This window comes from Acinetobacter sp. BIGb0102, assembly GCF_003815055.1.
Taxonomy (GTDB): domain Bacteria; phylum Pseudomonadota; class Gammaproteobacteria; order Pseudomonadales; family Moraxellaceae; genus Acinetobacter; species Acinetobacter vivianii.
Genome location: NZ_RKQE01000012.1, coordinates 237,966 through 250,993, shown reverse-complemented (window position 1 = coordinate 250,993; position 13,028 = coordinate 237,966). Strand labels below are relative to the sequence as shown.

Annotated in this window: 10 protein-coding genes; 3 read left to right on the top strand and 7 right to left on the bottom strand. The window is 41.9% G+C overall.

The features are described from left to right. Positions 1-351: 351 nt before the first annotated feature. Positions 352-1,239 carry a site-specific tyrosine recombinase/integron integrase gene (gene xerA / locus EC846_RS10000; protein ID WP_171258993.1) on the bottom strand — a complete coding sequence of 296 codons (888 nt, stop codon included), beginning with the start codon at positions 1,237-1,239 and terminating at the stop codon, positions 352-354. A gap of 159 nt (positions 1,240-1,398) precedes the next feature. Here xerA and EC846_RS09995 point away from each other — a divergent pair, with 159 nt between their 5' ends. Further along, on the top strand, positions 1,399-2,010 hold the full coding sequence (locus EC846_RS09995) for a LysE family translocator (RefSeq protein ID WP_047432302.1): 612 nt from the start codon (positions 1,399-1,401) through the stop codon (positions 2,008-2,010). A gap of 50 nt (positions 2,011-2,060) precedes the next feature. Here the strand turns inward: EC846_RS09995 and dapF are convergent, their stop codons facing one another. The 5 genes from dapF to EC846_RS09970 form a co-directional block, all read right to left on the bottom strand. Continuing rightward, positions 2,061-2,915 (bottom strand): diaminopimelate epimerase, encoded by an 855-nt coding sequence (gene dapF / locus EC846_RS09990; RefSeq protein WP_047432299.1) that lies wholly within the window; start codon positions 2,913-2,915, stop codon positions 2,061-2,063. 6 nt (positions 2,916-2,921) lie between these two features. Continuing rightward, the gene (lysA, locus tag EC846_RS09985) at positions 2,922-4,172 is read right to left on the bottom strand and encodes a diaminopimelate decarboxylase (RefSeq protein WP_123775083.1); all 1,251 of its coding nucleotides are present in this window, start codon (positions 4,170-4,172) and stop codon (positions 2,922-2,924) included. Between the two features lie 40 nt (positions 4,173-4,212). Continuing rightward, positions 4,213-4,434 carry an LPS translocon maturation chaperone LptM gene (lptM, locus tag EC846_RS09980; protein WP_004771282.1) on the bottom strand — a complete coding sequence of 74 codons (222 nt, stop codon included), beginning with the start codon at positions 4,432-4,434 and terminating at the stop codon, positions 4,213-4,215. 143 nt (positions 4,435-4,577) lie between these two features. After that, the gene (locus EC846_RS09975) at positions 4,578-5,990 is read right to left on the bottom strand and encodes an amino acid permease (RefSeq protein WP_123775082.1); all 1,413 of its coding nucleotides are present in this window, start codon (positions 5,988-5,990) and stop codon (positions 4,578-4,580) included. Between the two features lie 289 nt (positions 5,991-6,279). Then, entirely contained in the window at positions 6,280-7,788 is a 1,509-nt protein-coding gene (locus EC846_RS09970) for an alanine/glycine:cation symporter family protein (protein ID WP_123775081.1), read from the bottom strand. A 347-nt stretch (positions 7,789-8,135) separates the two neighbouring features. Here EC846_RS09970 and radA point away from each other — a divergent pair, with 347 nt between their 5' ends. Both radA and EC846_RS09960 read left to right on the top strand, forming a co-directional pair. After that, positions 8,136-9,524, top strand: coding sequence for a DNA repair protein RadA (gene radA, locus EC846_RS09965; RefSeq protein ID WP_004771277.1), 1,389 nt, complete (start codon positions 8,136-8,138; stop codon positions 9,522-9,524). A 98-nt stretch (positions 9,525-9,622) separates the two neighbouring features. Then, complete coding sequence (locus EC846_RS09960; RefSeq protein WP_123775080.1) at positions 9,623-10,609, top strand: Tim44 domain-containing protein; 987 nt, start codon at positions 9,623-9,625, stop codon at positions 10,607-10,609. A 489-nt stretch (positions 10,610-11,098) separates the two neighbouring features. Here EC846_RS09960 and EC846_RS09955 read toward each other — a convergent pair whose 3' ends face one another. Further along, positions 11,099-12,727, bottom strand: a complete 1,629-nt coding sequence (locus tag EC846_RS09955) for an inorganic phosphate transporter (RefSeq protein ID WP_123775079.1) — start codon at positions 12,725-12,727, stop codon at positions 11,099-11,101. Positions 12,728-13,028: the final 301 nt, after the last annotated feature.

The following is a 13,028-nucleotide window of genomic DNA, read 5'->3' as shown; positions in this document are numbered from 1 at the left end:
TGTATTTGGCATTTCGGTCAAGTCACAATTTCCGCTACAGCCATAAAAAAGATGAAACGCTCAGTTCACAAAATGAAAATAATGATTCATTCTATTTATTTAGCTCATCAAAATGATGAATATTAAACTTTGATTTTTTTAATATTTTATAAAATTCAATGATCTAAACCAGCATTTTTTATCACGTTTGAAATGATCTGTAACGGTTCATTTCCTGCAAACTTACCCACCTTTTCGCTTTCGGGAAAACTTGGCAATTAAGTAATAACATCAATTCAACAAATGTACGGAATAAACTGGAAAAGTAGACGACGATTAATCGCTCAAATTTGCAACATAATATATCAGGATTTAGCTTTTTTGCGCCCGAGGATGTGTTTGGTCGTATACTTTTGCCAATTGTTCAAAGTCGACATGGGTATAGATCTGCGTAGTGGAAAGATTACTATGTCCCAACATTTCCTGCACAGAACGTAAATCCCCACTGGCAGAAAGCATATGACTGGCGAAACAATGACGTAATAAATGTGGATGCAGGTCGACATTGACACCCGCTCGTTGCGCTTGCAGCTTGACCCGATTTTCAATTTGACGCGGTGTTAAGGCATTGCCACGTTGCGAGATAAAAACCGATGAATCTGCATTAAAGTCACCTTGCCAGATCCGATAGACCTTTAACCATTCAACCAAACTGTCTTTGGCTTTGCTTCCAAATGGAACAATTCGGGTTTTATTACCTTTACCCGTGATGCGTAATAGCTGACGATTAAAATCAATGTCCTTAATGGTTAAACCTTGCAATTCAGCCAGACGCAAACCACTGGAATATAATAGTTCCAGCATTGCTTTATCGCGCAGCCACAATTGCTGCTCAATCGGTTTTTCAGGGGGCGCCTGATCTAGAATTTGATGAACCGTCTCAATATCGATCATCCCTGGTAAAGGTCGTGGTTGACGCTTTAATTTAAAATCTTCGGATGGATTCTGCTCCAGATATTGCCCTTGCTCTGCCCACTTCATAAATTGGCGAATAGATGTCAAATGCCGCTGTAAACTGCTAGAACTCAATTGATCCCGCTCAACACGGGCAGCCAGATACTCTCTCAAATCCGATGCTTCAATATCTTGTAGTTGTAATTGTTTTTGTTCGCAGAAATGAAAGAAATCAGTTAAGTCACGTTGATAGGCCGAAATGGTATGTTCCGACTGATTTTGAATCATACGTTCTTTTAACCACATGGACAGTAGTTTTGCAGGGGTTTCCAAATGACTCTCCATGCTGATAAATAAAGCTGAGTACAGTCTAGCAAATTTTTTCCTCTATTCATCCACAACCTTCTCGAACAATCCATTGCGCTGTACTACAATCATTTTCAAGTTTTAAATGGTGCTTGATCAATGACAACCATGCTTATTCCCTATCTTGTTGCAATTACCCTGCTTACACTAACACCAGGGCTAGATACAACACTGATTATCCGTACTGCAACACTTGAAGGTAAAGCCAAAGCCTTTCAGGCAGCCTTGGGTATTAATCTGGGTTGTATTGTGTGGGGAATCATCGTGGCTTGTGGCTTAGGTGCCTTATTGATGACCTCAGATATCGCCTTTAATCTTTTAAAATGGATGGGCGCAATCTATCTGACGTGGTTAGGTTTGAATCTGCTGTTGAAACCACGCACCCAACTTGCCGATATCAATGAAACAACCGTAACGCAGAACTGGTTTATCAAAGGCTTCTGGGGCAATTTGCTCAATCCTAAAGTTGGTATTTTTTATATTTCCTTCTTACCCCAATTTATCCCGCAGTCCTCATCTCCAATCATCTGGACCATGGGCTTGGTGATGATTCATGTGGTGATTGGACTGATCTGGTCTATTTTCCTGATCGCTGCAATGCAATCCATTTCAGCTTATTTAAAACGACCAAAATTCATTAAATATATGGATCGTATCACTGGCAGTATTTTTATCTTGTTTGCATTGAAACTGGCATTCAGCAAACGATAAAGTATAAAAAAGCGCGTTGATTAAAACGCGCTTTTTTAAATCCAAAATGCTCAGCCTTGGAAATATCTTAAATCCAGACGTGCATCATAGACATGTGTGGTTGGCCCTGTCATCCACACCACATCACCTTCACGCCAAGCAATGTGTAATTTACCGCCCGCAAGTTGAACTTCAACTTCATTGGCAAGTAAGCCACGGCGCATACCACTGACAGCGGCAGCGCAAGCACCTGTACCACAAGCCAACGTCTCGCCAACGCCACGTTCATACACACGTAAACGAATATGCTTTTCATCAAGGATCTGCATAAACCCAGCATTGACACGTGCAGGGAAACGCGAATGAGATTCCACTTGTGGACCCATACGTTCCACATCTGCTGTTAATACATCAGGGACGATGGTCACCGCATGCGGATTTCCCATATTCACTACATCAATATTAATGCTTTGATTGTCAGCCAATGCAAGTGCATATAAGCCTTCAATATCTTCATGCTCTTGAGTCACAAATGGAATTTCTTCTGGAAGAAACTTCGGTTGTCCCATATTGACGCGTACCCAACCGTTGGCACCCAATTCAGGTTCAACAATCCCTGCTTTGGTTTGCACACGGATTTTAGTTTTAGTGGTCAGTTGACGCTCATGTACAAAACGGGCAAAACAACGTACACCATTACCGCACTGCTCAACTTCAGAGCCATCGGCATTGAAAATTCGATATTTAAAATCAACATCAGGTAAATCTGGTGGCTCAACGATCAATAGCTGATCAAAACCCACCCCAAAATGACGATCTGCCAAACGCTGAATCGTGACCGTATCTAAATAAGCTCGCTGGGTAACGAGGTCAACGACCATAAAATCATTGCCCAAACCATGCATTTTGGTAAATTCTAAATACATCTCTACTTATTCCTCAGGCAATAAACGCTCTTTTTCCCAGAGTGATTCTATGGTTTCACGCTCACGAATTAAATAGGCTTGATCACCACTGACCATAACTTCAGCAGCTCGGCCACGGGTATTATAATTAGAGCTCATTACAAAACCGTATGCACCTGCACCCAGCACCGCCAGCACATCATTTTCCTGAAGTGCCAAGTCACGCTCTTTACCGAGGAAATCACCAGTTTCACAGATCGCACCGACCAAATCCCATGTTTTCACTTCAACATCAGCATTCGGGTTCACCGACTGGATATCCATCCATGCTTCATACAGCGCAGGACGAATTAAGTCATTCATTGCTGCATCAATAATGGCAAAGTTACGATGGTTGGTCGGTTTTAATAGATCAACTTTCGTTAATAATGCACCAGCATTGGCAGAAATACTACGGCCTGGTTCCATATACACTTTCAAACCCAGCTGCTCTAAAGCTGGACGCATCGCATTGGCATATTCTTCAACACTTGGCGGCGTTTCATCTTTATAACGCACGCCCAAACCACCACCGATATCAATATGTTTGAGGTTAATCCCCAGACTTTTCAACTGCTCAATCATTAAAATGACACGATCAAGCGCATCGACAAAGGGCTTGGTTTCCGTTAACTGTGAACCAATATGGCAATCGATCCCAATAATCTCAAGATTCGGCAATGAGGCTGCATATTGATAAGTTTCATTCACCGTATCGCTTGGGATACCAAACTTATTTTCTTTCAAGCCAGTTGAGATATAAGGATGCGTATTGGCATCAACATCAGGATTTACACGTAAAGAAATCGGTGCTTTTTTTCCTAATTTTGCTGCCACTTTCTGAATACGATCCAGCTCGGCATGTGACTCCACATTGAAACAGGCAATGCCAACATTTAAAGCTTTTTCGATATCTGCTTCAGATTTACCCAAACCAGAGAATACGATTTTTGAAGGCTCACCACCGGCTGCCAGTACACGCGCCAATTCGCCACCTGTAACGATGTCAAAACCTGCGCCCACTTTTGCCAAAACGTTGAGAACAGCCAGATTTGAGTTTGACTTCACCGCAAAACAGATTTGATGATCAATAAAATCAAAAGCACGATGCATATCCAAATAATGCTTTTCAAAAGTTGCTTTTGAATAAACATATAAAGGCGTGCCATATTGCTGTGCGAGCTGATCGAGTGAACATTGCTCAGCATGCAATACTCCATTAATGCGAGTGAAACTCATGAAGATGTCCTTATTTACAAACTTAAGGTGAGATGGTTTGTTATTGCGTCGTGGATGATGTTGCCTGACTTGCCTCTTCAACTTCATCTTTGCTTACAACAGATGAAGTTTTAGCCTGAGATGCTTCATTTTTATAAAGCAAATATTTTGCGCGTTTGTCTTGGTTTGGATCAGATGGCAAATGCAATTCACCTGTCTGGCCACAGGCAGTTAAAACAACACTGCTTAATAATAAACTGATAGAACAAATGGCTTTAAGCATCTGAGCACCTAACTTTTACAATTCGGAGCAGTATAGCGTGATCATTTGATTGGCTAAAGTCTAAACTTGAATGAATCAGGCAATAACCATAAAAAAACGCCGACTTTAAGGTCGACGTTTTAAGTATTCAGTCCAGTGCTTGCTTATTTTTTCTTATAGAAGAAATAACCAATTGCCAGAATGACAAACCAGATCGGGCTCACTTTTAGTGATTCTAATGTGGTTTCATCCAATGCAAGGAAGTAGATCGTTGCAAGGAAGAATAAAATCACGACCCAGCATGTGAACACGCCACCAGGAAGTTTAAAGCTTGATTGTGCATGCAACTCTGGACGATTTTTGCGGTAGTTAATATAACTCCACATAATAATGATCCATACACAGATGAACAGAATCGTTGAGAGCGTTGTTGCAAGCGTAAATGCCGTTACTTCATCGTTCGTCCCTGTCTGTAATTTATAAACAAACTGTACGAATGCACCGATAAAGATACAGATTGACGAGAAAATCAATGCTTTTGAAGGAACAGCAGATTTAGACAGTTTTCCAAACAACTTCGGGGCCTGTTGATCTGTAGATAGACCAAACAACATACGGCTAGTCGAGAAGACACCACTGTTCATGGATGACATCACCGAAGATAACACCACCAAGTTCATGATAATCGCAGCTGATGCAATACCCGCTTGTGAGAAGATGTTAACGAATGGGCTAACTTTAGGATTGATCTGATCCCAAGGAGTTACACACATCACTACAAATAATGCCAATACATAGAAAATGATGATACGGATTGGAATCGAGTTAATTGCTTTTGGCAGGTTACGTTTAGGATCCTGAGTTTCAGCAGCCGTTGTACCCACCAATTCCACACCAACAAAGGCGAAAATGGCAATCTGGAAGCCGGCTAAAAAGCCATCAAGACCTTTCGGGAACATCCCACCATGTGTCCAGAGATTCGAAACGCTTGCAACTGTACCTGTGGCATTGGTAAACCCAGTAAAGATCATCCAAAGACCTACTGCGATCAAGACGATAATCGCTGTGATCTTCACCATCGCAAACCAGAACTCCATTTCACCGAATAATTTTACGGTCACCAAGTTCAGGCCTAAGACAAACATGATCGCGACTGTACTAATCAGCAAACCACCTAATGGCGTGAACGACTCCCCACCATTAAAGAATTCCAGATAGTAAATAATGGCGGATAAATCTGCGATACCAATCGTGACCCAACAGAGCCAGTAAGTCCAACCGACAAAATAACCTGCCCACGGGCCAATTAAATCCGTCGATAAATCGATAAAAGATTTGTAGTTTAGGTTAGATAGTAACAGTTCCCCTAATGCACGCATTACGAAGAACACCATCAAACCAATGGTCATATAAATAAACAGAATAGATGGTCCAGCTAAACTAATCGTTTTACCCGACCCCATGAACAGCCCTGTTCCGATTGCACCGCCAATCGCAATCAACTGTAGATGTCGATTAGATAGACTACGGTGAAGTCCGCTTTGCTCAGCAGCCTCACTCAGATTTTGATTCGACATTTTACAAAAACTCTCCAGTGTTTTTAGTTCATTAACCAAAGTCCGCTCTCAATAACGATTCGTACCATTTTCGGTATCTTTTTTCGTTATCTATAGTTTGGCTGACTTTAGCTAAGCAATTTTTTGCCTGTATTTGTCAAAATACAATTGAATTCGATCATACGCACAAGGCCAAAACAATACAATGAACTTGTGAGGGCAACTAAACGGTCATAAAAAAGCAAGTATAAAAAAAGAGGTGACATTGAATGCCACCTCTACACAATGAATAAAAATATTAATTTATTTTTCAATCATTAGATGATTGCTGTTTTTTATTTTTGAGACGCTCTTCCCAAAATGTCGCATTACGGATGCCCAACTTAACTGGATCAAATATGAACTCCTTAACTCCAGCTTTTTGTTGTTCTTCATAATCTTTCAGCGCTTTGATGGTTGGCTTCCAGATAAAATAAGTGACGATAATACCAATGATATTAATCCATGCCATCAAGCCAACGCCAAGATCACCAATACCCCAGATATAACCAGTCGCACTGACCACACCGTAAGCCACAGAAATCATAATGAAGCATTTCGTGATAAATAATAATGACGGAGTCTTGGTGATATAGCTCAGATAGGTAATGTTGGTTTCAGCAATATAGTAATACGCCACGATGGTCGTAAAAGCGAAGAAAAATACAGCCAATGCGACAAATATCTGCCCAAAGCCGCCAAAGACCGTACTCACTGCCATTTGTGTAAAGGCTGGTGAACCAATTTCAGTAGCTGGTGCAACATTCTGCACAATAAACTGGCCTGCCTCTAGAGTACCTTGTACGTTATACGTGCCTGTAATTAAAATCATAAAAGCAGTGGCAGAACACACGAATAAGGTATCTACATAAATCGAAAATGATTGCACAAAACCTTGCTGTGCAGGGTGCTGAACTTCTGCCGCTGCTGCTGCGTGTGGCCCTGTACCCTGTCCTGCCTCATTGGAATAAATACCACGTTTCACGCCCCAGCCAATCGCGGCACCAACACCCGCCATTGGAGAAAAAGCATCTTCGAAAATCAGCTTGATAACACCCGGTAATTCTTGAATATTCATCGCGACAATAATAACAGCCATCAGGATATAACCTGCTGCCATAAAAGGTACAACCAGTTCGGCAAAACGTGCAATCCGTTTAATGCCTCCAAAAATAATGATTGCCAATAAGGTTACGATCACAACCAGAGCCAATAACTTATATGCGCCGATATTACCAAATACGATCGCGCCTTCACCCGTAACCTGAGTAAAGGCATTCCCGACTGCATTGGCCTGAATCCCCGGTAAAAACAGACCACAGGAAATGATCGCTGCAACAGCAAACAAAACCCCTAGCCAGCGTTGTCCAAGGCCTCGATCAAAATAAAATGCTGGCCCACCACGATATTCCCCTTGATATTCCACCTTGTAGATTTGACCGAGTGTTGATTCGACATAAGCGGTACTTGCTCCTAGAAATGCGACCAACCACATCCAGAAGACGGCACCTGGCCCACCAAATCCGATTGCAGCTGCCACACCTGCAATATTACCTACACCGACACGCCCAGATAGAGAAACAGATAAAGCTTGGAATGACGAGATCCCTTGTGCTGAGGATGAACCATTAATTAACAGCTTTGCCATTTCCTTAATTTGGCGCACCTGTACAAACCGAGTCAAAATAGAAAAAAATAAACCTGCACCTAAACACAAATAGATTAGGGCTTTACTCCAGATAATACTATTTGCCCAATCCACAATTTCTGCTGCACTCATAAACATCAACCTTTGTTATATTTAAAAAGTAGCGACTGCTAAATTTTGATTTATTTAAATATGAGCAATATTTATGCCATGCCTTTCACAAGACAGAGACAATCAATTGTCAAAACCATTCAAGGGAAAAAGTAAATTGAACAAAAAAACCAGTTGCTAAAAACACATTGCCTATAGCTTGTAAAAGTCATATATCATGTTATTTTCCTGAGCAGTTCCCTTTTACCCATGAGTGACGAAACTGTGCTGTCTCCTTTTTTATCCATGAATAGAGTACTCAGCATCTTGATTAAATTTTCGTCCTAACTCTTTTTAACCAATCTAAAGAAATTTTTCAATTTTATCTTATGGCAAAAATTAAAACGGTTTATCGCTGTGAACAATGTGGTGCTGATCACCCCAAATGGGCAGGTCAATGTTCTGAGTGTGGAGAATGGAACAGTCTGTTAGAAGTTCGCGTCGAACCTGTCGTTACGCATCGTAGTCAACCTAAAATGGGCGGCGGTTATGCGGGACAAGTAGCAAACCTTACCACCCTCAACCAGATCTCGGTTACACACGAAACTCGCTTGCAAACTGGCATTAGTGAGTTTGATCGCGTATTGGGTGGCGGCTTGGTCACAGGCTCAGTCGTATTGATTGGTGGTGACCCGGGTATTGGTAAGTCAACCATCCTGTTGCAGACCGCAACGCATATGGCCAGTAAAAAAAGTTCTGCCCTCTATGTCACGGGCGAGGAATCACTGTCTCAAGTGGCCTTACGTGCACAGCGTCTTGATTTACCCACTGATTCGCTCAAAGTCATGGCTGAAACCTGTGTCGAACGGATTTGTGAAGTACTGGCACAAGAACGCCCTGCTGTTGCAATTCTGGATTCGATTCAAACACTGTATACCGAAACCTTACAGTCGGCCCCAGGCGGCGTGTCGCAAATTCGAGAATCCGCAGCTTTATTGACACGTTTTGCGAAAAATAGCGGTACTGCCTTATTTCTTGTTGGTCATGTAACCAAAGAAGGTGCGCTTGCTGGGCCACGTGTTTTAGAACATATGGTCGATTGTGTGCTCTATTTTGAAGGCCAATCCGACTCGCGTTACCGTATGATTCGTGCAGTCAAGAACCGTTTTGGTGCAGTCAATGAATTGGGCGTATTCGGCATGACCGATAAAGGCTTGCGTGAAGTTGCCAATCCCTCTGCAATTTTCCTGAGTCGTTATGATGAAGCTATTCCGGGTTCAATCGTGATGATTAGCCGTGAAGGTACTCGCCCACTTCTCGTTGAAGTTCAGGCTTTGGTCGATGATGCACATGGGCAGCCTCGTCGAGTTGCACTGGGTCTCGAACAGAACCGCTTAAATATGCTACTTGCCGTGATGCACCGACACGGTGGTGTACAAACTTCTGGGCAAGATGTTTATGTCAATGTGGTGGGTGGTTTGAAAATTACTGAGACCGGTTCTGACTTAGCGGTATTACTGGCCTGTGCTTCCAGTTTACGCGGCAAAGCACTACCACAGCAGCTTGCGGTATTTGGTGAGGTGGGTTTATCGGGTGAAATTCGTCCTGTACCCAATGGTCAGGAACGCTTAAAAGAAGCTGCAAAACATGGCTTTAAGTATGTGATTTTACCAAGAGGCAATGCGCCACAAAAATCAATTGATGGGGTACAAATCATTGCTGTTGCACGTTTGCATGAAGCCTTAACGGAAGCAATGCAGCTCAGCGATGAACTATGATCAGCGTCTGACATAAAAAAACATACTTTTCTAGTTGAAATTCTATGTAAATACCTTCATAAATACATTTACAAATTGAATTTAAATAGGAATTTTCGATGCAAGTACACCAGCGTGGCTTGATGGCAGCTCTTTTGATGGCAACTTTGGTCGCTGCACCGCTTGCGGAAGCAAAACGTGCAGGTGGCGGTAAAAGCCATGGTATGAGCAGATCTAGTTCATCTAGCCAATCTTATCAGCCGTCACGTCAAGCAGCTCCAGCGCCTCAACAACAAACTGCGCCTCAAAGATCAGGTCCAGGTGTGGGCTCTATGGTTGCTGCGGGTGTTGCAGGTGCAGCAGTCGGTGCTGTAGCTGCCAATGCATTGGCGGATGATAAGCAACATAACCCAACAGCGACTGAGCAAGAAGCTGCTCAGCAAGCTCAACAGCAACAGGAAGAAAAAGGTGGTATTCCTAGCTGGATCTGGGTGCTTCTCGCTGCTGCAATCGCCTTCTTTGTGTTCCGCAGATTGGGCGCAAAAAAAAAATTAGCAACCAATAATCCTTACGCTCCAAACAATGGCGGTCAAAACAACTTTGGCCGTCAGGCTCCGCCTCAAGCAGCACCACGTCAAGCAGCAGATAACACCAATATTTTTGGTCAATCTGTAGGGGGTGGTACTGCGGCTCCTCAAGCACCATTTGGTGGCGCGTCTATGAGCAGTGGTAATCAATTACCTGATGGTACTGAGCCTGCTGCATTCTTACGTATTGCACGTCAACGTTTTAACCATATTCAATCGGTAAACAGCGCAAGCAATGTCGAAGAAATCCGTCGTTATTTAACGCCTGAGCTTTATAGTTCAATGCATAGCGATATCATGGCAAACCAAGATCAAGACGTTGCTGAATTTAGCAATCTCAATGCGATGGTTGTCGAAAGCACAACTGAAAATGGTCAATATGTCGTGAGCGTACGCTTTACGGGTACAGTAAGTGAAGATCTAAATAGCTTGCCACAACCTTTTGCTGAAATCTGGCATTTTGTAAAACCTGCCGGTTCACAACAAGATTGGGTTGTTGCAGGTATTCAACAAGCTTAATGGTCTTGTGAAATAAAAAAAGAGCTATTTCGATAGCTCTTTTTTTATGGGCTTTATTTTTACCAAGGCTAAAAAAAGCCATCCTCTATAGAGAATGGCGGAGTGTAAAACAACAAAATAGAGTTCTTATAAATAACAAACAGCACAACCTAGCACGGTCTGTCTATTGATACTAACGGATAAGATCTTTAAAAAATATTCCTCATTTGGGGAATAAAGCCCTTTTATTAGAAGCATTTTAAATCACGCCTAAACCATCTCTATCGTAGTGATATTTTTAGTGCGCCAATTATCCACCAAAAATCTCTTCTACGCCTGTTAAAACAGTTGATGCTACCTCAACAATACGCTTTAAGATTAATCTCTCTGAGGGCCTTAAAACCTACCCAAATCTATAGCCCCTACCTGCAACATCAATCAATACACATAAAAAAAGGCTTTGCCGAAGCAAAGCCTTAAATTTCATTCTAATCTAATGATTCAACATCATTAGACAAACTGTAAGAATAACCAGTATAAACCACCAGACAATGCAATCGTTGCTGGTAAAGTGAAGACCCATGCGGAAAGAATGGTTTTCACGGTATTGAAGTTTAAACCGGACTTATTCGCGACCATGGTACCCGCTACCGCACTATTTAAAACGTGAGTAGTAGACACTGGCATACCAAGACCATCAGCTGCAGCAATGGTACTCATTGCAACTAGCTCGGCAGACATGCCCTGACCGTAAGTCATATGGTTCTTACCAATACGTTCACCGACAGTCACAACAATACGTTTCCAGCCCACCATAGTCCCTAGACCAAGTGCAAGTGCTACTGCAACTTTAACCCAGTTCGGAATGTACTGGAGGAATGAATCTAGGCTATTACGGTATTCTTTTACAACTTTCGCCTGATCTTGATCCATTGCTGGTAAAGCTTCAGCTTTGTCTAAACGTTTGAATGTTGTCGTACTCAAATACATGTCATTACGGATTTCACTGACTGCCGCTTCTGGAATCAATTTAAGATCACCATAGCCCGCAACACGTGTACCAATATGTGATGTCATGCTTGCAAGTGCAGGAACAACTTCAGCGGTTTGCTCTTTGGTCTGGATATATTTGGTTAATACATCACGTGCTTTTTCATCTGTCAGTTCGTTTTGATTAACATTCAAAACCACAGCAGTTTGGGCAGAAAGCTGCTCAAAAGACTGTAAATGTTGTGCATCCAGATTTTTGTTCAATGAGTAAGCCAATGGTACCAAACCGATCAAGATCAACATGATTAAGCCCATGCCTTTTTGACCATCGTTTGAACCATGCGCAAAACTTACACCTGTACAAGTAAAAATCAGGATCGCACGAATTACTGGTGGCGGTGGCTTATTGCCTTCTGGTGGCTGAAACAGCTCCATTTGACGTTTAAAGACTTTCTTCACCAACAAGAATAGAACGGCTGCAAATGCAAAACCAATCAATGGCGAGAAGAGTAAAGCCTTACCAACCTTAATTACTTGATCAATATCAATACCGCTACTGGTCGCACCAGCAGACGCATTCAAGATATGATTCATGATGCCCACACCTAAAATCGAACCGATTAAAGTGTGTGAACTTGATGCAGGAATTCCTAAGAACCACGTGCCTAGATTCCAGAGAATCGCCGCGATTAACAATGCAAAAACCATCGCGAAGCCAGCGCCGCTGCCGACATTCATGATCATTTCTACAGGAAGTAATGCAATAATACCGTATGCAACCGCACCGCTCGCAACCATAACCCCAAGGAAGTTACAGAAGCCAGCCCACATGACTGCTGCTGGCGCAGGTAATGCATTGGTATAAATAACCGTCGCTACAGCATTTGCCGTATCGTGAAAACCATTTACAAATTCAAAGCCTAAAGCGATGAAAAGTGCCGTCGATAAAAGAATAACTGAATATAAACTTAAAGGCGGTACATGTGCCAGATCAGCACTTAACTGAAAACCGATATAGATAAGTGTTGCAACAATAATTGTCAAAAACACCGGCATAAAAAATTTCGGTGTTGGTACATGTACATTCGTCGATTTTGCCTGAGAACTGGCAAGCGGTGAATCCGAAACAGGAGGAAGATTAGAATTCATGTAGACGGTGAGAGGATAATAAAATCCTCTGTATTGTTTAATTAAATTATGACAATTATATGACAAAGGACTGTCACATAAAGCCAAAATTTCATATTTTTACCCTGTTTTTTTGTGTTTTTTTACGATAATTTCACCACATTTTTAATTTTAATCAAGAAAAAACAATGTATTACAAACTTTAAAAGTACAACAAAACTGTTTGTCTGATTTTGCAACAAATGCTACGAAAGATGACATATTTTTGTCATATTTCGAATAAGTTGTTGGCTTTTTAAGCATTATTCCGTTCAATTATGAC